Raw genomic sequence first — 25,022 nt, 5'->3', positions numbered from 1 at the left:
TTGCAGGGTGAACCAAACAACCGGGAGAGCATCTAAAAATCTGGCGGGGTAACTGCGCTGCCAATCGGCAGGGCGATGTGCCCACCGGAAAATATAGTTCACTCGAAATTCTTCCGTTAATTTATTGTTTTTACAGTCTTTTAGCTGCGTTTTCGAATCCTGGGCTGGGCAGCACAAACAGGCCTCACTGTGATATAGTTGCCCCATTAGTTAGCCGTTAATTTAGCCGCAATTTTGCACCTGGCGAGACCCTTTATGTCCAAACTGTTTCAAAGTCTGCTTTTTGCCCTGTCACTGGTCAGTATCACACTCTTTTCTACTGCCGGCCTGGCCAAGACAGTTGATTTTAATTTTAGCGCCGACCAGTCAAAAACAGCGGTTGATATCATCAGCAAGCTGTCCAGCCGCCACTACCGCAACCAGCCGTTTAACGACGAGTTGTCAGCCGAAATGCTGGATCACTACATCGACAGCCTCGATCCGGTCAAGGCCTTCTTCCTGCACGCTGATATCAAACGCTTCCGAAAAGAGTATGCCACCAAAATGGACGACGCCCTTAACAAGGGTGACCTCAATCCTGGCTACGATATTTTTGTCACTTTTTACAGCCGCGCAAATGACCGTCTGGATTGGGTGATCGACAATCTTAAAAAGGAAGACGGCTTTGATTTCGACTTCACCGTGGATGAGTACATTCCCCTGGATGAAGACGACATGGTCTGGGCTGAGAGTGACGCCGAGGCGCGCGACTGGTGGCGCAAGCGGGTCAAGTCGAGCATCCTGAGCCTGAAATTGAGCGGTAAAACCGTGGAGGAAGCCAAGGAGGTTTTGCTCAAGCGCTACCAGGCCCAGCTTACCCGTTTAGAGCAGCAGGACGCCGACGATGTGTTTGAGAGCCTGATTAACGCCCTCACCTTGCTCTACGATCCCCACACCAACTATCTGTCACCGCGCACGGAAGAAAACTTCAATATTTCCATGTCATTGTCACTTGAGGGCATCGGTGCGGTGCTGCAGGGCGAAGATGAATTTACCAAGGTGGTGCGTCTGGTCACTGCAGGTCCGGCTGCCAAGCAGGGTGAACTGCAACCGGCGGATCGCATTGTGGCGGTAGGCCAGGGTAAGGACGGTGAAATGGTGGACGTGGTTGGCTGGCGCCTGGACGACGTGGTCAAGCTGATTCGCGGCCCCAAAGACACCATCGTGCGCCTAAGCGTGATTCCGGCGGGAGCCGCCGATGAGAGCGTGCGCAAGGAGATCAGCATCAGCCGCGCCAAGGTCAAACTGGAGGAGCAAGCCGCCAAAAAAGGTATTATCGAATTGAGCGACGGCGAGTCAGTTTACAAGCTGGGCGTTATCAACCTGCCGGCCTTCTATATTGATTACGACGCCTACCGGCGCCGCGACCCGGATTTTAAAAGTGCCACCCGGGATGTAATGAAGCTGCTCAAGGAGCTGTCCCTGGAGGATATCGACGGACTGATCGTCGACCTGCGTAATAACGGCGGCGGCTCCCTGCCTGAGGCGACCACCCTTACCGACCTGTTTATCGATCAGGGGCCGGTGGTGCAGATTCGCCAAACCAGCCAGACCATTTCACGCCACTACCGCTCTCGCCGCCGCGCCATGTACCGCGGCCCCATGGTGGTGCTGACTAACCGTTTGAGCGCCTCGGCCTCGGAGATTTTTGCCGGCGCCATCCAGGACTACCACCGCGGCCTGATTGTCGGCAGCCAGTCATTTGGCAAGGGCACGGTACAGTCGCTGACCCCGGTTCACACCGGCCAGTTAAAAATAACCGAGTCCAAGTTTTACCGGGTGTCTGGTGAAAGTACCCAGCACCGCGGGGTGATTCCGGACGTTGAGTTCCCCTTCCTGATCGATTCCGCCGAAGTTGGTGAAAGCTCCTACGATACCGCCCTGCCCTGGGACCAGATTCACGCCGTGCCCCACGAGCTGTACTACAACTTTGACCCCATTCTCGACCAGATCAAGCAGAAGCACCTGCAGCGCAAGGCCAAGGATCCTGACTTTATCTACCTCGGGCGCCAGGTCGAGCAACTGCAACAGCGCAAACTGAAAAAGCAATTGTCCCTGAATGAAGCGGTCCGACTGCAGGAGCAGAAAGACCTCAAAACGCTTTCATTGACCTTTGAAAATGAGCGCCGCCAGGCCAAGGGGCAAGAGCCCTATGCCTCCGTGGAAGAGTGGGAAAAGGACAGCGCCCAGGAAAATCAGGCGCGGGTGGATGCGGCGACTGCCAGCAACGAGCTGAACACTGACAACGATACCTACCTGGCCGAAGCCGGTTATATCCTGATTGACTTGATCAACTTGCTGCCCAAGCAGAGCCCCAACAAAGTGGCCAACTTCTAGTCGCACTGACTGTTTGCTGCATCCCCCGCGCCCGTGGGGGATGCTGCAATTAATCCCGTTTATTTCAATCTGCTCTCCCATCTGCGGGAGACTCACTATTCAGCAAAAAGAGTTTTATCTATGAGGGTTGTCTCCTTCAACGTCAACAGTATTCGCATGCGCATGCATCAGTTGCGCGCAGTTATCGACAAGTACTCTCCGGAATTTATCGGCCTGCAGGAAACCAAGGTCCAGGACGACGACTTTCCGCTCGAAGAAATCCAGGCGCTGGGATACCACGCCAACTTCACTGGCCAGAAGACCCACTACGGGGTGGCCCTGCTCTCCAGGCAGGCGCCGCTGAGCATCGACAAGGGTTTTCCCGGGGATGGAGAAGAGGCGCAGAAGCGCTTTATTGCCGGCTGCTTTACCTCGCCGCTGGGCGGCGAGATCACCGTCATCAATGGCTACTTTCCCCAGGGTGAAAACATCGAACACCCGGTCAAGTTTCCCAATAAACGCGCATTTTACGCGTCATTGAACCAGTACCTCGAGCGCAACTGTTCGCCGCAGCAGCAGTTGATCGTGATGGGTGATATGAATATTTCACCCACCGACCTGGATATCGGTATCGGCGAAGACAACCGCAAACGCTGGTTAAAAACCGGTAAATGCAGCTTCCAGCCAGAGGAGCGCCAGTGGCTGGCGCGCTTGCAGGAATGGGGTCTGACGGACAGTTTTCGCGAGATTTACCCCGATGAAGCCCAGACCTTTAGCTGGTTTGATTATCGCAGCAAAGGCTTTGAGCGCGAGCCGAAAAGGGGGCTGCGCATCGACCTGATCATGGCGACGCCCTGCCTGCAATCTCGCTGCAGCGATGCCGGGGCAGACTATGCCATCCGCGGCATGGACAAGCCATCGGATCACGCGCCGGTGTGGAGCGAGTTTGTCTAGCGCCGGGCAGCAGGATAGCTGTTAGCTGTCCTGCAGGTTTTTCTGTGACGGCTCTGCCGTTGTCGCATCGGTGGCAGGCTCTTCTTCGCTGCTGACCAGGGTCACTGGGAGGCGAAACATGTAACGCATCTCTTTGTAGTTTTCCTTGTCGTAGTTGGCCTCAATGGTGCCGCCGAGGAATTCCGCCAGGGATTTGCAGATGGGAAACCACAAACCGCTAAAGCGCGTAGCCGACAAAACTTTATCCAGATCAACTGTGCCCTCGACACCGGCTTTCGCGCAGCGGTCGACAATGGTAATTTCCAGTTGGCCAATGTCGTCGTTGCAAACGCGAAAATCAAAGTCGATAAAGATCTCTCCCTTGCCCGAATACTTAATGGCATTGCCGAGTAAGTTGGCGAAAATCCGCGCGATCAGCTTGGGGTCACCTTTCACCGCCTCCGGACACTCGGGGTAAATGCGGTAGTTGAGCTCTATGTCGTGTTCGTAGGCGTCGGGCTGGAATTCGTCGACCCAGCGCTCCAGGGACGCTCGCAGCGGAAACACCACCACCTCAGTATCCACCTGGTGGGTATTGATGTGGGTGAACATATCGAGATTGCGCAGTAACAGTTTTTGCGTTTCCAGGGCCGCAGCAACTTCTGCTGTGGAGGCTGTGGCCCCCACCTCTGCCTCGTTTACCTCTGCCTCTGTTGTCTCTGCCTCCGTTGTCGACTCTGTCGTAGAGAGCAGCTGTGCACCATCAGGACGACCGCTGTCGGTTTCTGCCGGGCCTTCTCCTGGCGCCCTCTCGTCAGGCACTTGCTCGCGCGGCACTTTATCACTTAAAACCTGCCAGGTTTGTTCCAGCTCCCGCCACAGGCTTTTGAGAAACTGGGTGTTTAGCTCAACCGAGGCATTGATCTTGTTTTGTTCGATCTGGAGCGCGCGCGCCTTTTGTTTCAGCTCCAGGTTACTGGCCAGGCGCTGCCAGTGAGTGGTGCTCAGCATTTCCGCCTGGTGGTCCAGCGAGAGAATAAATACCACCATCATCAGGCCGTACATATAACCGTCGAAGCCCCCGCTGTAAAAGGCTGCCAGGGCTGGCGGAAACAACGCTACCGCGAGGTAGATACGGCTGAATTCGCGAAATGGCGCCGTGACCTGGATGGTGGTGGAGAAGAAAATAACGGTGTAGAGCCAGAGAATCGGCGTCTCGCTAACCATGCCCAACACCAGGGTCAGGGTGACGAGAATAGCGCTCCACCAGGCGGCCCCGATCAGGGTGACAATAAAAAACAGGCTGCGCCAGCGGGACGGGCCGCGGGAATAAATGGTTTCAAAGCGAATCAGGATATAGGCGCGGATCAGCAGGGTAATAATGAGCCCGGCGGTGAGGACTACCGCAGTGGTGGGGGCGACAATGTGAATATCCCCCAGGGAAAAGCAAAGCAAGTAAGCGAGGAAGTTTACGATCAGGCCGCGGCGGCTGTATTTCGCCATGCGGGTATCGGTTTCCCGCATAATGACACGGTCTTTTTGTACCTTGCTCTCTGGCTTGAACAGCATTCGTTTACCTGTTGATGATTCCTGGCCAATGGCCAATCAAGAGTGCGATAACGCCAGGCGCGCTGCCGTGTGAGGTGCGGCGCAGTGGCTCGAAAAAGCAAATAAAGTATTAGAAAAACAAAGTGCTAGCGAAGCTTTTTGAGGTTATTTGTCAACAACTTCCACCAGCACGGTTTTGATGATGAAACCCAGCAACCCCAGCCCGAGGGCAACAAACAGGATAAATGTGCCAAAGCGCCCCGCTTTCGACTGCTTGGCCAGGTCCCACATAATAAACGTCATAAAGGCGATCAGGCCGCCGACCCCAATGACTAGGGACCACTTTTCAAAGACTTCTATATCCATTTTTCAGCTCTGCTACCCGCTGCCGATGGTGAATGAATAGTACCAAGAGTACTGGAAAAACAAAAAGACCGGCAAGTTGCCGGTCTTTTTATTGTACTTGAAAAGGTTGCTCCGATAGACGGATTACAGCTTGCTTTCAAGTTCCGGGACGGCGCTGAACAGATCCGCGACCAAACCGTAATCGGCCACCTGGAAGATCGGAGCCTCTTCGTCTTTGTTGATGGCAACAATGACTTTACTGTCTTTCATGCCCGCCAAATGCTGGATGGCACCGGATATACCAACCGCAATGTACAGATCCGGGGCAACAATTTTACCGGTTTGACCCACTTGCATATCGTTGGGAACGAAACCGGCATCAACCGCGGCACGGGATGCACCAACAGCAGCACCCAGCTTGTCGGCCACTTTGTAGAGCATCTCAAAATTTTCGCCATTCTGCATGCCGCGACCACCGGATACAACGATTTTCGCTGCAGTCAGCTCAGGACGGTCACTTTTCGCCAGTTCTTCGCCAACAAAGGTAGAAACGCCGGCGTCGGTAGCAGTGCCCAGCGGCTCGATAGTTGCCGAGCCACCTTCTGCCGCAACTGCATCAAATGCAGTGCCGCGTACAGTGAGAACCTTGATGGCGTCGGAACTCTGAACGGTTGCAATCACGTTGCCGGCGTAAACAGGACGCTTGAAGGTGTCAGCACTTTCGACGCTGCTGATGTCAGAGATGGCCTGGCTGTCCAGCAGTGCTGCAGCACGGGGGGCAATGTTTTTACCGTTGGAAGTGGATGGTGCCAGGATATGGGTGTAATTCTTGCCAATTTCTGCAACCAGCAGGGCCACGTTCTCAGCCAACTGATGGCCGTAGGCGGCGTTGTCAGCCACCAGCACCTTGCTGACACCGTCCACTTTGGCAGCCGCTTCGGCGGCACCGCCGCAATCTGCACCAGCCACCAGAATGGTGATGTCGCCACCAATAGCCTTGGCTGCCGCTACGACATTAAGGGTAGCGCCCTTCAGGCTGGCATTGTCGTGTTCCGCAATAACTAGAATACTCATTATATTACCTTCGCCTCGTTCTTCAGTTTGTCTACCAGGGCATCGATATCAGCCACTTTGATGCCGGCCTTACGCTCTGCCGGTGGCTCGACTTTCAAGGTCTTGACGCGTGGCGCTGCATCGACACCCAGATCAGCCGGGTTGGTGATATCCAGCGGCTTCTTCTTGGCTTTCATGATGTTTGGCAGGGAAGCGTAACGCGGCTCGTTCAGGCGCAGGTCGGTAGTAACGATGGCCGGCAGGGTCAGGTCAACAGTCTGTAGGCCGCCGTCAACTTCGCGAGTCACCTTGGCTTTGCCGTCGGCGACGACTACTTCGGAGGCAAATGTGCCCTGGGGCAGGCCTGCCAGTGCAGCCAGCATCTGGCCAGTCTGGTTGTTGTCACCATCGATAGACTGCTTGCCGAGAATGATCAAATCGGGAGCTTCTTTATCAACGATTGCTTTCAGGCACTTGGCGACAGCCAGGGGTTCGAGTGCAGTGTCGGTTTCTACCAGGATGCCGCGATCGGCTCCCAGCGCCATGGCGGTTCTTATCTGCTCCTGGCATTGCTTTGGCCCCATAGAAACTGCCACGATCTCAGTGGCCACGCCTTTCTCTTTCAGGCGCACTGCCTCTTCAACGGCAATTTCACAAAAAGGGTTTATTGACATTTTGGCATTCGCTATGTCAACGTCAGTACCGTCAGACTTGGGACGGACTTTTACGTTGTAGTCAACAACGCGTTTCACTGCAACAAGAATCTTCATGGATATCCCATTCGCTTTAGTTGAGGGTTAGAACCTGGCAACAACCTGGAGCGTACACCAGTGTTTCCATGGCTCGGAAGCCTGACCTGGCTCTGCAAATCAGAGCACAATCGGTCTTTATGAGCGGCGAATATACTGACCCTTCCACCCCCTAAAATCAAGCCCCAAAGCGCTCTATAGCCCATTATTACTGGGCTCTAGCACACCCTCGCCACAAAAGGCAACGTCCGAAATGACAGCCTTAATACACAGATTAGGCCGCATTCACAGCGCCGACAAAAAAACAGGTAGTAAGCAAGCATATTTCTTGAGATAGCATTAATTCGCCATTGGTCTGAGCTGCGCCGGGCTATATAATTATCGGCTTACAATAGCTGCTGGCGCAGTTTGTGCAGGCCCGAGAGGTGCCCAGGCGTCCATTCAGCAACAAAATTTATAAACGACCGGGAGTGAAGTCTGTGGAAAGAGAATCGATGGAGTACGATGTCGTCATAGTCGGTGCGGGGCCGTCAGGTCTTGCCGCCGCATGTCGCATCCGCCAGTTAAACGAAGAGATCAGCGTCTGTGTGGTTGAAAAAGGCTCTGAAGTGGGAGCACACATTCTCTCCGGTGCTGTATTCGAGCCAAAGGCGCTCAACGAACTCTTCCCGGACTGGAAAGAAAAAGGCGCCCCCCTGCACACGGAAGTTAAAGGCGACGACATTTATGTGCTAAAAAACGCCGAGAAAGCCCAGAAGGTACCTAACCTGTTTGTGCCCAAGACCATGCACAACCACGGCAATTACATTATCAGCCTGGGCAACTTGTGCCGCTGGCTGGCCGAGCAGGCCGAGGCGCTGGGGGTCGAGGTATATCCCTGTTTTGCTGCCTCCGAGGTGCTCTACAACGATGATGGCAGCGTCAAGGGCATTGCCACTGGCGACATGGGCGTCGGCGTCAACGGTGAACACAAGGACACCTACACCCAGGGCATGGAGTTGCACGGCAAGTACACAATTTTTGCCGAGGGCTGTCGCGGACACCTGGGCAAGCAGTTGATCGCCAAGTTCGACCTGGCGGCGGGCAAGGAGCCCCAGCATTACGGCATCGGTATCAAGGAAATCTGGAAGGTCCCACCCGAACAACACCAGCAAGGGTTAGTGGTTCATACCGCCGGCTGGCCGCTGGCCGAGAACGGCGCCGCTGGCGGCAGCTTCCTCTACCACATCGAAGACAGCCAGGTGGTCTGTGGTCTCATTACCGACCTGTCCTACAGCAACCCCCACCTCAGCCCCTTCGATGAGTTTCAACGCTACAAGCACCACCCGGTGGTCAAGCAGTACCTCGAGGGTGGTGAGCGCCTGTGCTACGGTGCCCGCGCCATCGCCAAGGGTGGCATTCAATCGCAGCCGAAGATGCACTTCCCCGGCGGCCTGCTGGTCGGCGACGACGCCGGCACCCTGAACTTTGCCAAGATCAAGGGTAATCACACGGCAATGAAGTCCGGTATGGTAGCGGCCGAATGCGTGGTTGAGGCGCTTAAGGCCGAGCGCGCCAACGACGAGCTGGTGGAATACGGTGAAGCCTACAAAAACTCCTGGGCCTACAAGGAGCTTTGGGCGCAGCGTAATTTTGGCCCGGCCCAGCACAAATGGGGCAACATCATTGGCTCCGCGTATGCCTTTATCGATATCAATATTTTCAATGGCAATGTGCCCTGGACGCTGTCTGATCCGATCCCCGATCACGCCCAGATGAAGCCGGCGGCTGACTTCGCCCCGATCAAATACCCCAAGCCCGATGGCAAGCTGAGCTTTGACAAGCTGACCTCGGTGTTCCTCTCCAACACCAACCACGAAGAGGACCAGCCCTGCCACTTGACCCTGAAAGATCCGAGTGTGCCGATCAGCCACAACCTGCCGCTCTATAACGAGCCGGCCCAGCGCTACTGCCCTGCCGGCGTCTACGAAGTGGTGGAAGATGCTGATGGCAGCAGCAAGTTCCAGATCAATGCCCAGAACTGTGTGCACTGCAAAACCTGTGACATCAAGGATCCGACCCAGAACATTAACTGGGTAGTGCCGGAGGGCGCTGGCGGGCCGAACTACCCCAATATGTAGTCTCGGTTACTAAATCCCCGCCTGCGCGGGGATGACTGAAAGCAGCGTTTGTGGACCGGCTCCAGCTGGCCAGGCCACGAAAAAAACCAGGTTTCTCGCCTGGTTTTTTTCGTGGCGCCTGCCTGCAACCGAATTAAAAAAACTACCCGGCAGATCCGATGCTGTAGCGCTCCCCGCAACTGGTGAATACCAGCTCGTTGTTGGCATCCACCTCGCACAAGTCCACCAACTGATAGAACACGTTGCGGTTGAGCAGGCCGGGTAAGTTGTGGTGTACCAGCGCCATCGGTCGGGGCTCTCCCGCGGCGGTCTGCTCCACCCACAGCGGATGCTCGGGGCCAATCAGCACCTCGTTGCCGATATTGGTGGTCAGTACCACCGCCTCGACTCCCGCCTCCTGCTCGGTGCGCAGGGCGACAAAGACAAACGGGGCCTCGTCGACTTTGATGCGCCACTTTTCCACCGGTGTGACCAGGAAATACTCGTCCCCTTCCCGCTTTAAAATCGACGCAAACATCTTCACCATGGCGGGCCGGGTCAACTGCCCTCCCTCGTGGAACCATTTGCCCTCCCGGTCGATGCGCATGTCGAAGTCGCCACTCAACTGCGGATGCCACTGTTCCACCGGTGGCAGGCTGTGTTCGTATTCGGCCTGCAATGAGCGCAGGGATTCGAACAGGGTATCGGCGCTGGCGCTCATTTGGACTCCGCTCAAGGCTGGGACAAGAAATGGTGTGGCTCTATCCCGCTGGTTGCAGCAGGACAGTTCCTTGAATTACAAAAACATTATCCCACTTATTGCCGGTAGGCAGAACCCGGCGCGCTCAACTGCATGGCGTAGTTGCGGAAAGCTTGCTGTAGCAAATTGTCCGGAGTCTGTCGACCGAGGCTGAACCAGCGGTTGCTGGCCTGAATGATGGTGCTGTCCAGCAGCTCGTCGCCGCGCGCCGCATAAAGCAACAATTTCACCGCAACATCATCCCGGCCGAGATCGTGCGGGGCGTCCAAGTCCACCAGCTCAGCGAGGCTACCGGTGCGGTCGTTGCGCCGCAGCAGTTGTGGCACTACGTAATAATGAGGTGCCCGGCCATCGGGCAAGGTTGCAGTTGTGACGCTAGCGGCAGTCTCTACCACCAGGCCCACCTCGGCGAATACTTGCGCCAGTGCCTGTTGCAGTTGCTGTTGTAATTGAAACCCCTGCCGGCTACTCAAGTCCTGCCCCTGCGCGGGCATAACCAGCAGCACCGAGCGCTCCGAGATAACCCACTGACGCCGCGTGGTTTGCTCGACCTTGACGGCGAAGGTCTCGGCTGCGGGGTCCAGGGTACCGCAGGCCAATGGTAAACAGAGCCAGAGGCAAGACAGCAGGCTGAAGCCAATGCGTCGAGGGTAGTTGGAAGTTTTGGAGTGGGTCACCGGTCTGTCACCTGTCATTTGTAGTAGTTGGACCTCGAAGTCATCCCGGCACAGGCGGGGATCCAGAAACCGGTTGAAATCTATGGCTGCCAAAACGCCGTACCGCCGCCTGCGCGACAAAGACGGTATATTGGCAAATTCGTAGTTTCCGGTCGGCCACTAGTTAGCTGTCGGCCCGGGCGGCCGGGACTTTAACGCTATGACCCTCTCCTTACGGACGACTCACTACCCCAGCCGCTCAGGGTCTCGCCAAGCAGGCTCGGCCCACGCCTTGGTCAACTTCCCCTGCGCCCCCCTTCAACAAGAGCTCCTAGCCCCCCTGCGCCCGCACAGAGCGATACCAGGCCGCCGGGTCAATCACCTCGCCGGTGTCGTCCAGGGGTGGATACTCGAGGCCGTTGTCGTCGCAATATTTGCTGATTACCGGCTGGCACCACTGAAACAGTTTAGCCTGGTATTCCGGCGCCGGCAGCCGGCATTGGTCGTAGAGCCCGGCCGCCTGTCTTTGGCGCTGGGCTTCGGTAAGGATGATGGCGCAGGCAACGGAGACGTTAAACGACTCGACCATGCCCATCATGGGAATGGATACTTCCGCATCGGCACTCCGTAGCGCCTCCGCACTGACCCCCTGCTTTTCCGTGCCGAGCAACAGCGCCGTCGGCCGGGTGTAATCAAACTCGCGGAAGTCTATGGCCCGGTTGGACAGGTTGGCAGCAACTATGGCAAAGCCTTCGGCCTTGAGCTGGCTAATGCCGGCACCAATAGTGTCATGCAGGGTAGTTTCTACCCACTTGTGACTGCCAAGCGCCGTGCCACGGAACGGCCGAAAACCCAAGGCGGGCTGGACACTGTGAAAGCGCGGTATGCCAACCGCATCGCAAGTGCGCACTATGGCTGACAAGTTGCGCCCCTTGTGAACTTCGTCGGCGATCACCGTGAGATCTGGTTGACGTTGCTGCAGGACCCGGCAGATGGTTGCATATCTTGCGGGTGTCATAGGCGTGTTCCGCTGTTATAAATGGCAGCGGCGATTATAACGACCGTAAAATTTTTATCACAAAAAATTAACCTGAACGTTTTCCACAGAATCTGTGGATAACCTCGTGAATAACTCATGGTAAAAAGCGCAAAGCCCACAGGCTATGGCCCCTTCTTCAAACTGATCAATTTTTAACCAATCAGAATATATCTTTATTTTTCAATAAGTTATAAAGGTCAATAGCTTTGAAAAAGAAATTTGAAAATATTTTTGTTGCTTTCCCTGACATTTTTCCGCGTGCACATTTGGTGTGCATAAAGCGTTAGTATCTCTTAACCGTCGAGGGGTTGCAGTCACGAAGACTTCACTTCGCTGTCATTCAAATGTCACGAAATCGTGCAGTAAATCGCCGCCGCCGAAGCCAAAGTCGGTTCGGCGGCGGTTGACCGTTGGGTATCAGAAGCGGCCTTGCAGTTGGGCTTTCCGCTCCCGGCGCCGGGCGTGCAACAGGGGCTCGGTATAGCCGGATGGCTGCTCCTTGCCCTTGAACACCAGGTCGCAGGCCGCCTGGAAGGCAATCCCGTCGAAGCCTGGAGCCATGGGCTGGTAGGTTGGATCGGCGGCGTTTTGCCGGTCCACCACTTCCGCCATCCGCTTGAGTGCGGCCAGTACCTGCTCCTCGGTGCAAATGCCGTGCTCAATCCAGTTGGCCAGGTGTTGGGAGGAAATGCGCAGGGTGGCGCGATCCTCCATCAAACCCACGTTATTGATGTCCGGCACTTTCGAGCACCCTACTCCGGCATCGATCCAGCGCACCACGTAACCCAAAATGCCCTGCGCGTTATTGTCCAGTTCAAACTGGATTTGTTCCGCACTCAGGGTTTCATCTTTGCCCAGCAGCGGAATACTGAGAATATCGTCGAGACTGGCGCGCGGACGCTCCGCCAATTCCTTCTGTCGGGCGGCGACATTGATCTGGTGGTAGTGAATGCTGTGCAGCACCGCGCCGTTGGGTGACGGTACCCAGGCGGTGTTAGCACCGGCTTTCGGGTGACCGATTTTCTGTTCCAGCATGGCCGCCATTTCATCAGGCATGGCCCACATACCTTTACCTATCTGAGCCTTACCCGGTAGTCCGCACTCGATGCCGATGTCGACATTCCAGTCTTCGTAGGCATTGATCCACTTCTGCTTCTTCATGGCGGTCTTGGGCACAAACGGGCCCGCCAGCATGGAGGTGTGGATCTCATCCCCGGTGCGGTCAAGGAAGCCGGTGTTGATAAACACGGTGCGCTCCGACGCGGCCCTGATGCACTCCTTGAGGTTGACGGTGGTGCGGCGCTCCTCGTCCATAATGCCGATTTTCAGGGTGTTGCGTTCCAGGCCGAGGGCATCTTCTATGCGCCCGAACAGTTCAACGGTGAACGCGACCTCTTCCGGGCCGTGCATCTTCGGCTTGACAATATTGACGCTGCCAGCGCGCGAGTTGCCGCGGCGGCCGTTGCCACGCAGATCGTGTATGGCCGCCAAAGCGGTGATCATACCGTCCATAATGCCTTCGGGGATTTCGTTGCCCTGCTGGTCGAGAATGGCGTCATTGGTCATCAGGTGACCGACGTTGCGCACGAACAGGAGGCTGCGACCGGGCAACACCAACTCTTGCCCGGCCGGAGTTTTGTAGCGACGATCGGGCTTCATGCGGCGGCGGATTGTGTGGCCGCCCTTCACAAATTCTTCTTCCAGGGTGCCCTGCATCAGGCCCAGCCAGTTGCGATACACCTCGACCTTGTCTTGCGCATCCACGGCGGCGACCGAGTCCTCACAGTCCATAATCGTGGTCAGCGCGGCTTCGACGATCAGGTCGCAGACCCCGGCCGGGTCGGTTTTGCCAATCGGGCTCTGCGGGTCGATCTGGATCTCCACGTGCAGACCATTGTTCTGCAACAGGATCGCGGTTGGCGACGCGGGGTCGCCGTTAAAGCCCACGAACTTCTCTGGCTGCGCCAGACCGGTGGTGCCGTCGTCAGTCAGGCTCACCCGCAGCTCACCGTCTACGACACTGTAGTGGCAGGCCCGCAGGTGGGACTCCTCTTGCAGTGGCGCTACCTGGTCCAAATGGCGGCGAGCGAATTCGATGACCTTCTGGCCACGGATCGGATTGTATTGCGGGCCAGGCTCGGCGCCGCCGTCGCTGGCTATGGCATCGGTGCCGTAGAGGGCATCGTACAGGCTGCCCCAGCGGGAGTTGACCGCGTTCAGGGCGAAGCGGGCATTCTTCACCGGCACTACCAGCTGTGGGCCGGCCAACTGGCCGATCTCCACGTCGACATTAGTGGTGGTAACGCTAAAGGACGGCCCTTCGGGTAACAGGTAACCGATGTCAGTAAGAAACTGTTTGTATGTTGCCACATCGAACTGGCGCCCGGCCATTTCCCGATGCCAGGCGTCAATTTGCTGTTGCAGATCGTCGCGGCGCTGCAGCAGGGCGGCATTTTTCGGCGCCAGATCGTTGATAATGGCTTCGAACTCGCGCCAGAAATGCCCGGCATCCACACCAGTACCCGGGATGATCTCGCTCTCAATCAGTTGGCAGAGTGTGTCCGCTACTTGCAGGCTACCCCTTGTCGTTCTCCTGGACATAAACAATTCACCTTTTACCTAGTTGTTCTCGATTGAGTTGTATTCGATTGAGTTCACCACTGTCCCGGCGCAATCGGTCGAGCTGAGCGCGAGCCGAACATTGATACCACGCAGCCATAATTAGAAGCACGGATGATTCGAAGCACGAATGATTCGAAGCAGGAATGATTTAAATTACGATGATGTGGCTCAACCGTGTTTTGGAGTGTAAATCAGTCGGCCAGAATCAATCTAATTTATCATTTTTATTCCCGGTATTTGTCCAGGCTATTATGGTCTAGGCCTGGTCCAGGGTTTCTGCCGTTTCGGTGATCAGTTTGCGCAGCCACTTGTGCGCGGGGTTGTGCTGCAGCAAAGGGCTCCAGGCCATTTTCAGCTCAAACGGGGGAATTTCAAACGGTGGCGGCATGATGCTGACCCGGTTATTGGCCAGTTGCAACCTGGCCAGCTTGCTGGGCAGGGTTGCCACCAGGTCTTTTTGCTCCGCCAGCAGCGCAGCCGCCTGGTAGTGACGGGTAAAGACAGTGATATGGCGCCGCTTACCCATACTGGCCAGGGTTTTGTCGACCCAGCCCAAGCGCTGCACATCCTGGGGGTCAACCCCGACGCCGATCCCCATGCCGGTTTTACTCACCCACACATGCTGGGATTGCAGGTAGGTGGAGAGATTAAAGTCCGCCAGAATGGGATTGTGTTTGCTCAATACGCAGCTGAAATGGTCCAGCCACAGGGTTTTTTGGTGAAAAGACTGGGGCATCTCGTCGAAGCGGTTGACCACCATATCCACCCGCCCCTGCTCCACGTCGTTAAAGCTGACGTCGCTGGGCGTCATGATGTCCAGGGCGACCTTGGGCGCCATGGTCCGCAGGCGACTGAGCAGCGCCGGTATCAGCGTGCATTCGGCGTAATCGCTGGCCATGATGCGGAAGATACGCCCGCTCTTGAGGGCATCGAATTCGTTCCTCGGCTCAATCGTGGTTTCCAATTGCAACAACAGCGACCGAATCCGCGGCTCCAGTTGCTGTGCCCGTTCGGTGGGCGTCATGCCTTCACTGGTGCGAATCAGCAACGGGTCGTCAAACAGCGCGCGCAGGCGCTTGAGCCCGTTGCTCATGGCCGGCTGGGAGATGCCCAGCTGGTTCGCCGCCTTGGTGACATTGCGCTCGCGCAGTAGCACATCCAGGTACACCAGCAGGTTGAGATCGATTCTAGCTAAATTCATGAAAGATATACCGAAAATAAAAACTATAAATTAGGATAATTCTCGCATAAGGCCTAGTCTTTGTCAGGCGAATTAATCAACCACCCAAAAGTAAAAAGGGACTGAGCATGACGACTCTAACTAAAGATATCGACGCAATCGAAACGTTAAAAGCACACCAGGGCAATGCCTGGGATGGTATCAATGCTGAATCGGTTGCTCGCATGCGAGCGCAAAACCGGTTCAAGACCGGTCTCGACATTGCCAAGTACACCGCAGCAATTATGCGCAAGGACATGGCCCGTTACGACGGCGACACCAGCCAGTACACCCAGTCACTGGGCTGCTGGCACGGTTTTATCGGTCAGCAAAAGCTGATTTCGATCAAAAAGCATTTTAACAGCACTGATCGCCGCTACCTGTACTTGTCCGGCTGGATGATTGCCGCTCTGCGCTCTGAGTTTGGCCCCCTGCCCGACCAGTCCATGCACGAGAAGACCTCGGTCCCGGCCCTGATCGAAGAACTGTACACTTTCTTGCGCCAGGCCGATGCGCGGGAGCTGGGCGGTCTGTTCCGCCAGTTGGATGAAGCCCGCAAAAACGGTGACAGCGCCGCTGAAGCGAAGGTTCAGGACCAGATCGACAATCATGTTACCCACGTGGTACCGATTATCGCCGACATTGATGCCGGTTTTGGTAACGCCGAAGCCACCTACTTGTTGGCCAAGAAAATGATCGAAGCGGGTGCCTGTGCCATCCAGATCGAGAACCAGGTGTCCGATGAGAAGCAGTGCGGCCACCAGGACGGCAAGGTTACCGTACCGCACGAGGATTTCCTCGCCAAGATCCGCGCTGTCCGCTACGCGTTCCTTGAACTGGGGGTCGACGACGGCATTATCGTTGCCCGCACCGACTCCCTGGGCGCCGGTTTGACCAAGCAGATCGCGGTAACCCACGAGGAAGGTGACCTGGGCGACCAGTACAACTCGTTCCTCGACTGTGACGAGATTACCTCGGCTCAACTGCGCAACGGCGACGTGGTGCTGAATCGCGGTGGCAAGTTGCTGCGTCCCAAGCGCCTGCCCAGTAACCTCTACCAGTTCCGCAAGGGTAGTGGCGAAGACCGGGTTGTACTGGACTGCATCACCTCGCTGAAAAACGGTGCCGATTTGCTCTGGATCGAAACCGAGAAGCCCCACGTTGGCCAGATCGGTGCCATGGTGAAGCGCATTCGCGAAGTTGTGCCCTCTGCCAAGCTGGTTTACAACAACAGTCCGTCGTTCAACTGGACCTTGAACTTCCGCCAGCAGGTTCTGGATAGCTGGACTGAGCAAGGTAAGGATGTCTCCGCTTACCAGCGCGACAAGCTGATGAGTGCCGAGTACGACGAAACGCCACTGGCCCAGGAAGCCGACGAACGTATTCGTACTTTCCAGGCCGACGCGGCGCGGGAAGCGGGTATCTTCCACCACCTGATTACGCTGCCTACCTACCACACGGCTGCACTGTCTACGGACAACCTGGCCAAGGAGTACTTCGGTGAGCAGGGTATGCTGGGCTACGTTGCCAACGTACAGCGCAAGGAAATCCGCCAGGGCATTGCCTGCGTCAAGCACCAGAACATGGCTGGATCGGATCTGGGCGACGATCACAAGGAATACTTTGCCGGTGAGGCCGCACTCAAGGCCAGCGGTAAAGACAACACCATGAACCAGTTTTCCTGATCAGGATTGATCGGTTAACACAAAAAAGCCCGCATTTGCGGGCTTTTTTTTGGGCTGCGCACAGCCGCTATGAATTTTTCTTGTTGGGTGTTGCCTTGGCTGCGTCCCGCTTGATATGGCGGTACCCAAACCAGCCGGCATAGCCCAGTAACCCACAAGTCAGTGCGACAATCAGCAGCCCTGAAATCACATAACCATCCACGTACATACGACTCTCCTGCTATCACTAGGATCAAAAAATAGCCTCTACCATAGCGGCTGGATGGACAGGCGGTGTTGACCCGGATCAAAGCGGAATAAATATTCCTGGTTACCCCTTTGAATAGGTAAGCTGTTAGCGCTAGCGGACCTACCTACCCAGGGGTGATCGGCTTTCACCCGGTCTGGCTGCGGCGGCTGGCTTTCAAGACTCGCCGAATTTCCATCCCTGGAGGCTCCACGACAGCATCCCTGCTGTCGAGGGTCTCGAAAGCAGACCTACCTGCCCAGGGGTGATCGGCTTTCACCCGGTCTGGCTGCGGCGGCTGGCGTTCAAGACTCGCCGAATTTCCATCCCTGGAGGCTCCACGACAGCATCCCTGCTGTCGAGGGTTTTGAAAGCAGACCTACCTGCCCTTGGTTAATCGGCTTTCACCCGGTCTGTCTACGGCGGCTTGCTTTCAAGACTCGCCGAGATTCCGTCCCTGGAGGCTCCACGACAGCATCCCTGCTGTCGAGGGTCTTGAAAGCAAGCCACCGCAGCCAGCCCTGCCGTATTGCCAGGTTTAGGTTGCATGGCTTCGAAAATAAGCAGGTAAGATAGTCAAGGGGGTGGTTAATCCAGGGCAACGTCAGCTTTCGGCTCTTTAGAGTCCGCCAGCAACTCGGTAATGCCGCCCAGGGCGGCGCTATTGACGCTGATGGTTTTTTCCAGGATCAAGCGCGGGAGGAACTCGCTGGGTTGGGTCTCGGTAATCACCGGCAGCAGCGCCTGGTGGTGTTCCAGCAAACAGGCTTTAACTGTTGGCAGGTAGGGAGAAATGGCGCTGATCACCACTCCACTGAGCCCCGCGCAGCGCAATACCGGCAGACTAGTGGCGAGCGGCAGCAGGGCGACGAGACCGCTGGGAAAGCCTGCTGCAGTAAAGTGCTGCAGCCAGGCGGATGCCTCTGCCATGCGCGTCGGTGGCGCCAACACAGCGACTGAATTGCCGGTCAGCAATGACCCCCAGAGCAGCAGTAGTTCATGCTCCTCTTCGGCCTCTTCGGCCAGGATTTGCACCAGCAAACCGCGGGCCTGGTACTGCAGGGTATTGACCTCCCCGACCGGCCCTGGCAAGCGGGTGACCGGCCACCAGCTCTGTTGGATCGTCGCCAGCAAGTCCCGCAGGGCAGATGCCCGGGGGGCCGGGAAGAGGCTGCAGGCCCGCGCGCCCAGCTGGTACCTGGCTTCGCGGTCAAGCCGAGAAATAAAGTCCGATGGGGGCGGTAATTGCTCCAGCAATTCTGCACTGGCGCGCGCCGGGAGCAGCGGTACGTCGTTCTCCAAGACCCGGCTGTTGCTGCTTTTATTAATGCCTTTGTTGCTGTCTTTGTTGCTGCTGTCTTTGTTGCTGCTGTCCTGGTTACAGAGGGCGGGACTGCTGGTCAGCAGGCGCCCAAGGTAGTGCGGTCCTCCGGCCTTGGGGCCGGTACCGGAGAGTCCCTGGCCGCCAAACGGTTGCACGCCAACCACGGCGCCGATCATATTGCGGTTGAGGTAGATATTGCCCGCCCTCACCTGCTCCGCAGTGGCAGCCGCACTCCGTTCGATCCTGCTGTGGATGCCCATGGTCAAACCAAAGCCGGTGCTGTTGATGTCATCGATTACCTGGGGCAATGCGTCAGCGGCATAGCGAACCACGTGCAGGATCGGCCCGAACACTTCACCGGGTAACAGTTTGATGGAGGGAATTTCATAGAGACAGGGGGCAAAAAAACTACCCCCGGCGCAGCTCGCCGGCAACTCCAGTTGCTGCAACAATTTTACCTGGTTGCCCAATCCCTGCAGATATTGCTGGTGCTGCCGCAAACCGGCGACAGCGGTGGCGTCGATTACCGGCCCCACATCGGTTGCCAGCAGCGCCGGATCGCCAATGGTCAATTCCGCCATGGCCTGTTGCAGCAACTGGATAATATCCTCGGCCACCTCCTGCTGCAGGTACAGCACGCGCAGCGCCGAGCAGCGCTGGCCGGCACTTTGAAAGGCCGATTGCAGTACATCATCCACCACCTGCTCGGGCAGCGCGGTGGCGTCTACGATCATGGCGTTCTGGCCGCCGGTCTCGGCGATCAACGCCACTTCCGATTCCCGCCGGGCCAGTTGCTGGGCCAACCAGCGGGCGGTGGCGATCGAGCCGGTGAACACCACTGCTTGCACCTCTGGCTGGCCAATTAGTGTCTCCCCGGCGAGTTTGCCCCGGGCGAGAATCAGTTGCAGTGCGTCTTCCGGCAGGCCGGCCTCGATCAACAGTTGCCGAGTTCTGACGGCGATCAGGCAGGTCTGGTCGGCGGGCTTGGCAATAACCGTGTTGCCGGTCGCCAGCGCCGCGGCGATCTGCCCGAGGAAAATAGCAAGGGGGAAATTCCAGGGGCTGATGCAAAAAGCCACGCCCCGGGAGCGCAGCCGGCTAGCCGCTGCGGCAGACTCTGCCCCGGCCGCAAAAAGCGCCTCGGCCTGGTCTGCATAGTAGCGACAGAAGTCCACCGCTTCGCGCACTTCGGCGTCGCTGTCGAGCAGGGTTTTTCCGCTCTCCTTGACCAGTAGGACGATCAACTTCTCGCGCTGTTGCAACAAGTGATCGGCGCAGGCACGCAATATTGCCGCGCGGCGGGCAGCGGGAGTGGTCGACCAGTGAGGAAACGCCGCGGCTGCGGTTTGCAGTTTGGCCAGCATTTGCGGGGCGGAATCGCGACTTAGCTGCCCCACTCTCTGGCTTCTATCCGCCGGGTTTAACACCGCCAGCGGTGCTGTTTCTTTGGATATCTCGGAGTCGGCGCTCCCGGTGCTGACTGTCTCAATGCTGCAGGTTTCAGAAATGTCGCCTTCGATGCTTTTGGTTTTAGTATCGTCGGCTTCGATATTTTCGGTTTCAGTAATGCCGGATTTCGCAGCGGCCGGGACCGGCGAGCGCCACTCTTGCCACTCCTGTAACAGTTGATCCAAGCGCTGCCGGGCGAGGTCATCCACCAACTCCAGGCCGCTGGAGTTTTCACGCCTGGAGGTTTCCCGAATTGAGTTTTCCTCGCAACAGTGTGCCCCATTGGAGCGCCGCAATATGTCCCGTGGCAACGGTATGCGCGAGCTGCGTTGCAGCGGGCCGGGCTGCAATTGTTGCAGCAGCTCGCCTTCCGGTTCGGCCGCAGCGGATAGTTGGTGCACGAACGAGCTGTTGGCACCGTTTTCCAGCATGCGTCGCACCAGGTAAGGCAACAACTCTCTGTGCTCGCCCACCGGTGCGTAAACCCGGCAGGGCAAGCCAAAGCGCTGTTGTACCCGGCGGTGAAGGTTGGAGCCCATGCCGTACAGGCGCTGGAATTCGTAGCCGCTTTTTGCGCTCAGGGCGCCGCCAGCGGCATTGCAAATGGCTTCGTCCAGGGCAATTACTGCGGCCACGGTAGCGGCGTTGTGGGTGGCAAACTGGGGCCGCAGTTGCTGCCGCTGGCGCAGCAAAATATCGGCGCACACCAGGTAGGACAAATCCGTTCCGGCTTTATCGGTAAACACCGGGTAGTCTCGATAGCCGCCCTGCTGGCTCCACTTGATCTCGGAGTCCCAGTAGGCGCCCTTTACCAGCCGCAGGTTTAGGGGGCGATCGCAATCGAGAGCCAGTTGCAGCGCCCAGTTGATTACCGCAACGGCGCGTTTTTGATAGGCTTGTACGGCAAAGCCGAAGCCGTCCCAGCCGTCCAGGCGCCGATCGCGGAACACAGCTTCAATGATATCCAGCGACAACTCCAGCCGCCGCGCCTCTTCCGCATCCACGGTCAGGTGGATGTCCCGCTGTTTCGCCTGCAGTGCCAGCGCCATCAGCTTGGGGGCCAGCTCGGTCATCAGGCGTGTTTTTTGGCTGTATTCATAGCGCGGATGCAGGGCCGACAATTTCACCGAGACACTGTTTTGCCGCTGGGGATCACTTTTCCTGGCCGCCCCAACCGCGTCGATGGCCTCGCGGTATTTTTCCAGATAACGCTCGGCGGCGGCCTGGGTGCGGGCACCTTCGCCCAACATGTCGAAGGAAAAACAGTCGCTCTGGCCGTGTTCGGCCCGGGCCCGCTGCAATGCCTCAGCGATGGACTTGCCTTGCACAAACTCAGTGCCGAGTGTGTGAATGACTGCCCGAACCATGCGGCTGACCAGCCCAATGCTCAGGCCCCTGAAGGCAGCGCGGATTGCGCCACCCGCTTCGGCGCTGCCGTTGTCTGGCCACTGCCCTGCGCCACCCGCTTTGAGTATCCTCTTGGCCAGGCTTAGGCCGAGGGCCGCGCAATTGACTGCCAGCGGACGTTGACGGCCCCGGTGGCGACTCCAGTCTCCCGCTAACAGCTTGTCGGCAATCAACTGCCGGCTGGTGTGCTCGTCCGGCACGCGCAGCAGGGCTTCCGTCAGGCTCATCAGGGCCGCGCCTTCGACGGTGGCGAGACGGAATTCGCTAAGCAGGGGTTCAATGTGATTGGCGGGCTTGCACTGGCGCAGATGGGCAATCAATTCCCGGGCCATGCGCTGGGCTGACTCCCGGTCGAGTTGCTGCAGTGGATCCTGCGCCTGCAACTGCTGCAGGGCCTCACTTTCATCGCGGCGATAGGCGGCTTTTATCGCCAGGCGAAGTTCACTTGAACGCTGCGATTGCGGCCATGAGGGCATAGATATCCGCTCTGGAGTTGGTTCAACGCTGCACCAGTTGCAGGGTGTTGGCAAAGGTTTCCTGAATCACCAGTGCGTCCATACTCGCCCGGTGGCGCCCCAGTTTCAATGCTTTTCTGGCCTCTTCCATAGTGGTTTGCCAGTATTGCATCTGCGGCTCGGCGAGGATCGATTCAATCGGTGAAATAAAGAAATTCATGGGCAAGCCACAGCGGTAGAACAGGGTCTCCAGCCAGGGCTTGTCCACCCCCCAGCAGTCGCTGTATACCGTTGTGCCGGCCAATAAATTGTTTAAACCGCGGGCCACGACCTGGGGGTCGGTACCGTATTCCAGAAGCGCCTGGCGCTCGATGCCGTGGACGGCCTCGGCCTTTTCGCACCAGTGGCGCCAGTCGGAGAAAGGTTTGATCAGGCGCGAATAGCGCTTGCCGGAACTCAACACCACACCCACCTCGATGGGGTAGCTGTCGTGACCGAAACCGGAGGCCTCGATGTCGATGATGTTGGGTCTGCTGTTAATTTTTTTCAATGCTGGCAACCCTGGGTTGTTCGTGTTTTTTTGTTTTACGTCGCACTGCCTCGTCCTAGTGTAGTCGTTAATTGGGTGCATTGCCTGCGGCTGGCAGTTTAACCCCATGCAGCATTTGATCCAGATCGAACAGTGCCATTGCAGATACTGCTAGAATAAGCCCACGGCCGGCAGTGCCAGCGCCGCTGACTTTCACAATTTGCAAGGTTCGCTTATGGAATGGTTACCGGGTTTTGTTGCCTCTGTTGTCCAAATTGGTGCGCTGGTGTTTGTCTGTGCCCTCGGCATACTGTTGCTGTTGTTGGCCTATATCTACGTAGTTGACGTCACCCAGAAGACCCACGCCATCCGTCGCAACTACCCGATCATTGGACGCTTCCGCTATTATTTCGAGCATATGGGGGAGTTCTTCCGCCAGTATTTCTTTGCCCTCGACCGGGAGGAACTGCCGTTTAATCGGGCCCAGCGCAGTTGGATCTATCGCGCCGCGAAAAACATTGACTCGACCGTTGCATTCGGCTCGACCCGCCCTCTCAATCACCCCGGTGACATTATTTTTCTCAACTGCCTGTTTCCCACCCTGCGGGAAAATTTTCTGCCGTCCGGGGTGGTCACCATTGGCGACGGATATACCCGCCAGCCCTACACGCCCAATTCCATTTTTAATATTTCCGGCATGAGCTTTGGCGCCCTTTCGGTGCCGGCCATCACCGCGCTGTCCAGTGGCGCCAAACAGGCCGGCATCTGGCTCAACACTGGCGAGGGTGGCCTGTCACCTTTTCACTTGCAGGGTGGATGTGACCTGGTGTTCCAGATCGGCACTGCCAAATACGGGGTGCAAGCGGCCGACGGCAGCCTGGACCCGGACAAGCTGGCGAAAATTGCCGCCCACGACAGCGTCAAAATGTTTGAACTGAAACTGAGCCAGGGGGCCAAGCCCGGCAAAGGTGGAATTCTGCCCGGTGTCAAAGTCACGTCCCTGATCGCCTCCACCCGCGGCATACCCGAGGGCCAGCCATCCATCAGCCCCAACGGCCACCCGGAAGTTCGCTCCATCGAAGACTTACTGGAGTTCCTGCGTAAAATCCGCGAGATCACCGGCAAGCCCACCGGCTTCAAGATGGTATTGGGCAGCTGGGAATGGCTCGATGAACTGGGCCAATGTATCCACGAGCGAGGGCTTGAATACGCCCCTGACTTTATTACCGTGGACAGCGCCGACGGCGGTACCGGCGCGGCGCCCCAGAGCCTGATGGATTATATGGGCCTGCCAATCAAGCGCAGCCTGCCAATGGTGGTGGATAAATTGAGTGAATATGGGCTGCGCGAGCGGGTCAAGGTTATCTGTTCCGGCAAAATGACCAACCCCGGCGAGGTGGCCTGGGCCCTCTGTATGGGGGCGGATTTTGTCGTCAGCGCGCGGGGCTTTATGTTTGCGCTGGGTTGTATCCAGGCCATGCAGTGCAATAAAAACACCTGCCCCACCGGCGTTACCACCCACAACCCGGAACTTCAAAAGGGCCTCGACCCCGCCAACAAGGCCAACCGGGTTGCCAACTACGCCAAAAACCTGCTGCAGGAGATCGAGGTCATCGCGCACTCCTGCGGGGTCGCCCAGCCGCGCCTGTTGCAGCGGCGGCACGCGCAGGTCATCAATGGCGATGGTGTGCCGGTGGCGCTGAATGAAATCTATCCGGAGGTGGAAACGCGCGCGATCTACCTGGCCCGGGACGAGGATACGGCCGAATCGGCCTGAGGCAATGATTGCAGCGCTAGCTTTTAGCTGCCGGCTTTGCCTCTTGCGGGTTGGACTGCGCGCAGCGTGGGCAAAGGCAACTTTGGCCACGCCGGGAAGGCGGGATCTGCGCCAGTGCGCGAGGTTCAACACGCACCTCTTTGCACCAGCACTCAAACACCGCCGGGTCACTGCTGCCGGCCTGGTAGCAGCAGCCGTTGCGCTCGCCACAGAGCGGGCATTGGCCTGGATCGATCTGCTCTGCCACTGGCTGCAAGCCCTCTACTGGCGCAGTGAATTGACGATGGGCTCGATGGTTTCACGCCAGACTTTGGCGTCCACCACCCCGACGTGCTTGTAGCGAATCACGCCCTCTTTATCGAGCACATAGGTTTCCGGCGCGCCGAACACACCCAGGTCAATACCCAGCCGGCCATCCGCATCGACCACACTGTAGACGTAGGGGTCGGCCAGTTTTTGCAACCATACCCGGGCTTCCGCCACATCGTCCTTGTAGTTGATACCGACTATTTTCAGGCCCTGCTGGGCCAACTGCACCAGGAACGGGTGTTCCACCCGGCAGGCGACGCACCAGGTAGCCCAGACATTAAGCAGCGCCACCTCACCCTTGAGATCCTGCTCGGTGTAAAACTGTTGCGGATCTTTCACCGTTGCCAGTTTAAAGGCCGGCACCGGCCGGTCGATCAGCGCCGAGGGCATGGCTGTGGGGTCCAGGCTCAGGCCCCGCCAGAAGAATATGGCCAGGATTAAAAAAACCAGTAACGGAATAAACAGCTTGAAACGCGACATGGA

The 25,022-nt window shown here is 57.3% G+C and carries 19 protein-coding genes; 5 read left to right on the top strand and 14 right to left on the bottom strand.

Features of this window, described 5'->3' with window-relative positions:
- Nucleotides 1-255 precede the first annotated feature (255 nt).
- Nucleotides 256-2,376 (top strand): carboxy terminal-processing peptidase, encoded by a 2,121-nt coding sequence (locus tag G8764_RS00295; protein ID WP_166160767.1) that lies wholly within the window; start codon nt 256-258, stop codon nt 2,374-2,376.
- Nucleotides 2,377-2,496: 120 nt separating this feature from the next.
- Entirely contained in the window at nt 2,497-3,309 is an 813-nt protein-coding gene (xthA, locus tag G8764_RS00290; RefSeq protein WP_166160765.1) for an exodeoxyribonuclease III, read from the top strand.
- A gap of 21 nt (nt 3,310-3,330) precedes the next feature.
- Here xthA and G8764_RS00285 read toward each other — a convergent pair whose 3' ends face one another.
- From G8764_RS00285 to G8764_RS00270, 4 genes are all read right to left on the bottom strand, one after another.
- Complete coding sequence (locus tag G8764_RS00285; RefSeq protein WP_166160763.1) at nt 3,331-4,857, bottom strand: sensor histidine kinase; 1,527 nt, start codon at nt 4,855-4,857, stop codon at nt 3,331-3,333.
- A 144-nt stretch (nt 4,858-5,001) separates the two neighbouring features.
- The gene (locus tag G8764_RS00280) at nt 5,002-5,202 is read right to left on the bottom strand and encodes a DUF2788 domain-containing protein (protein ID WP_166160761.1); all 201 of its coding nucleotides are present in this window, start codon (nt 5,200-5,202) and stop codon (nt 5,002-5,004) included.
- A 123-nt stretch (nt 5,203-5,325) separates the two neighbouring features.
- On the bottom strand, nt 5,326-6,255 hold the full coding sequence (locus G8764_RS00275; protein WP_166160759.1) for an electron transfer flavoprotein subunit alpha/FixB family protein: 930 nt from the start codon (nt 6,253-6,255) through the stop codon (nt 5,326-5,328).
- Entirely contained in the window at nt 6,255-7,004 is a 750-nt protein-coding gene (locus G8764_RS00270) for an electron transfer flavoprotein subunit beta/FixA family protein (RefSeq protein ID WP_166160757.1), read from the bottom strand. Before G8764_RS00270 ends, G8764_RS00275 begins: the two co-directional genes overlap by 1 nt.
- Before the next feature lie 473 nt (nt 7,005-7,477).
- Between G8764_RS00270 and G8764_RS00265 the strand changes: the two genes are divergently transcribed.
- The gene (locus tag G8764_RS00265) at nt 7,478-9,103 is read left to right on the top strand and encodes an electron transfer flavoprotein-ubiquinone oxidoreductase (RefSeq protein WP_207951688.1); all 1,626 of its coding nucleotides are present in this window, start codon (nt 7,478-7,480) and stop codon (nt 9,101-9,103) included.
- 142 nt (nt 9,104-9,245) lie between these two features.
- Here G8764_RS00265 and G8764_RS00260 read toward each other — a convergent pair whose 3' ends face one another.
- From G8764_RS00260 to G8764_RS00240, 5 genes are all read right to left on the bottom strand, one after another.
- On the bottom strand, nt 9,246-9,803 hold the full coding sequence (locus G8764_RS00260) for a DUF1285 domain-containing protein (RefSeq protein WP_166160753.1): 558 nt from the start codon (nt 9,801-9,803) through the stop codon (nt 9,246-9,248).
- Nucleotides 9,804-9,898: 95 nt separating this feature from the next.
- The gene (locus G8764_RS00255; protein ID WP_166160751.1) at nt 9,899-10,519 is read right to left on the bottom strand and encodes a DUF4823 domain-containing protein; all 621 of its coding nucleotides are present in this window, start codon (nt 10,517-10,519) and stop codon (nt 9,899-9,901) included.
- A 310-nt stretch (nt 10,520-10,829) separates the two neighbouring features.
- Nucleotides 10,830-11,516, bottom strand: coding sequence for a tRNA (guanosine(18)-2'-O)-methyltransferase TrmH (trmH, locus tag G8764_RS00250; protein WP_166160749.1), 687 nt, complete (start codon nt 11,514-11,516; stop codon nt 10,830-10,832).
- 438 nt (nt 11,517-11,954) lie between these two features.
- Nucleotides 11,955-14,138: a malate synthase G gene (locus G8764_RS00245; RefSeq protein ID WP_166160747.1), complete on the bottom strand. Its 2,184-nt coding sequence runs from the start codon at nt 14,136-14,138 to the stop codon at nt 11,955-11,957.
- 277 nt (nt 14,139-14,415) lie between these two features.
- Nucleotides 14,416-15,360, bottom strand: a complete 945-nt coding sequence (locus G8764_RS00240) for a LysR family transcriptional regulator (protein WP_166160745.1) — start codon at nt 15,358-15,360, stop codon at nt 14,416-14,418.
- A gap of 107 nt (nt 15,361-15,467) precedes the next feature.
- Here G8764_RS00240 and G8764_RS00235 point away from each other — a divergent pair, with 107 nt between their 5' ends.
- The gene (locus G8764_RS00235) at nt 15,468-17,063 is read left to right on the top strand and encodes an isocitrate lyase (protein ID WP_166160743.1); all 1,596 of its coding nucleotides are present in this window, start codon (nt 15,468-15,470) and stop codon (nt 17,061-17,063) included.
- 67 nt (nt 17,064-17,130) lie between these two features.
- Here the strand turns inward: G8764_RS00235 and G8764_RS00230 are convergent, their stop codons facing one another.
- From G8764_RS00230 to G8764_RS00220, 3 genes are all read right to left on the bottom strand, one after another.
- Complete coding sequence (locus tag G8764_RS00230) at nt 17,131-17,271, bottom strand: hypothetical protein (protein ID WP_166160741.1); 141 nt, start codon at nt 17,269-17,271, stop codon at nt 17,131-17,133.
- A 606-nt stretch (nt 17,272-17,877) separates the two neighbouring features.
- On the bottom strand, nt 17,878-21,945 hold the full coding sequence (gene putA / locus G8764_RS00225; protein ID WP_166160739.1) for a bifunctional proline dehydrogenase/L-glutamate gamma-semialdehyde dehydrogenase PutA: 4,068 nt from the start codon (nt 21,943-21,945) through the stop codon (nt 17,878-17,880).
- 22 nt (nt 21,946-21,967) lie between these two features.
- Nucleotides 21,968-22,474: a 3'-5' exonuclease gene (locus G8764_RS00220; protein WP_166160737.1), complete on the bottom strand. Its 507-nt coding sequence runs from the start codon at nt 22,472-22,474 to the stop codon at nt 21,968-21,970.
- Nucleotides 22,475-22,688: 214 nt separating this feature from the next.
- On the opposite strand from G8764_RS00220, the gene G8764_RS00215 reads away from it, so the two are divergent.
- Nucleotides 22,689-24,230 (top strand): FMN-binding glutamate synthase family protein, encoded by a 1,542-nt coding sequence (locus G8764_RS00215; protein WP_166160735.1) that lies wholly within the window; start codon nt 22,689-22,691, stop codon nt 24,228-24,230.
- Between the two features lie 16 nt (nt 24,231-24,246).
- On the opposite strand, the gene G8764_RS23030 is transcribed toward G8764_RS00215, so the two are convergent.
- Both G8764_RS23030 and G8764_RS00205 read right to left on the bottom strand, forming a co-directional pair.
- Nucleotides 24,247-24,477, bottom strand: coding sequence for a cysteine-rich CWC family protein (locus G8764_RS23030; protein WP_207951614.1), 231 nt, complete (start codon nt 24,475-24,477; stop codon nt 24,247-24,249).
- 14 nt (nt 24,478-24,491) lie between these two features.
- A complete protein-coding gene (locus tag G8764_RS00205) occupies nt 24,492-25,019 on the bottom strand; it encodes a DsbE family thiol:disulfide interchange protein (RefSeq protein ID WP_166160733.1) in 528 nt (175 codons plus the stop codon).
- Nucleotides 25,020-25,022: the final 3 nt, after the last annotated feature.

Source organism: Pseudomaricurvus alcaniphilus, from assembly GCF_011440395.1.
GTDB classification, from domain to species: Bacteria; Pseudomonadota; Gammaproteobacteria; order Pseudomonadales; family Cellvibrionaceae; genus Pseudomaricurvus; species Pseudomaricurvus alcaniphilus.
Note: the sequence above shows the minus strand (reverse complement) of the source record. Positions and strands in the feature narration are given on the sequence as shown.

Excerpts from the sequence above, each read along its gene's own strand:
- G8764_RS00295 (WP_166160767.1), top strand. The coding sequence starts at position 256 with ATGTCCAAACTGTTTCAAAGTCTGCTTTTTGCCCTGTCACTGGTCAGT.
- xthA (WP_166160765.1), top strand. The coding sequence starts at position 2,497 with ATGAGGGTTGTCTCCTTCAACGTCAACAGTATTCGCATGCGCATGCAT.
- G8764_RS00285 (WP_166160763.1), bottom strand. The coding sequence starts at position 4,857 with ATGCTGTTCAAGCCAGAGAGCAAGGTACAAAAAGACCGTGTCATTATG.
- G8764_RS00280 (WP_166160761.1), bottom strand. The coding sequence starts at position 5,202 with ATGGATATAGAAGTCTTTGAAAAGTGGTCCCTAGTCATTGGGGTCGGC.
- G8764_RS00275 (WP_166160759.1), bottom strand. The coding sequence starts at position 6,255 with ATGAGTATTCTAGTTATTGCGGAACACGACAATGCCAGCCTGAAGGGC.
- G8764_RS00270 (WP_166160757.1), bottom strand. The coding sequence starts at position 7,004 with ATGAAGATTCTTGTTGCAGTGAAACGCGTTGTTGACTACAACGTAAAA.
- G8764_RS00265 (WP_207951688.1), top strand. The coding sequence starts at position 7,478 with ATGGAGTACGATGTCGTCATAGTCGGTGCGGGGCCGTCAGGTCTTGCC.
- G8764_RS00260 (WP_166160753.1), bottom strand. The coding sequence starts at position 9,803 with ATGAGCGCCAGCGCCGATACCCTGTTCGAATCCCTGCGCTCATTGCAG.
- trmH (WP_166160749.1), bottom strand. The coding sequence starts at position 11,516 with ATGACACCCGCAAGATATGCAACCATCTGCCGGGTCCTGCAGCAACGT.
- G8764_RS00245 (WP_166160747.1), bottom strand. The coding sequence starts at position 14,138 with ATGTCCAGGAGAACGACAAGGGGTAGCCTGCAAGTAGCGGACACACTC.
- G8764_RS00240 (WP_166160745.1), bottom strand. The coding sequence starts at position 15,360 with ATGAATTTAGCTAGAATCGATCTCAACCTGCTGGTGTACCTGGATGTG.
- G8764_RS00235 (WP_166160743.1), top strand. The coding sequence starts at position 15,468 with ATGACGACTCTAACTAAAGATATCGACGCAATCGAAACGTTAAAAGCA.
- G8764_RS00230 (WP_166160741.1), bottom strand. The coding sequence starts at position 17,271 with ATGTACGTGGATGGTTATGTGATTTCAGGGCTGCTGATTGTCGCACTG.
- putA (WP_166160739.1), bottom strand. The coding sequence starts at position 21,945 with ATGCCCTCATGGCCGCAATCGCAGCGTTCAAGTGAACTTCGCCTGGCG.
- G8764_RS00215 (WP_166160735.1), top strand. The coding sequence starts at position 22,689 with ATGGAATGGTTACCGGGTTTTGTTGCCTCTGTTGTCCAAATTGGTGCG.
- G8764_RS00205 (WP_166160733.1), bottom strand. The coding sequence starts at position 25,019 with ATGTCGCGTTTCAAGCTGTTTATTCCGTTACTGGTTTTTTTAATCCTG.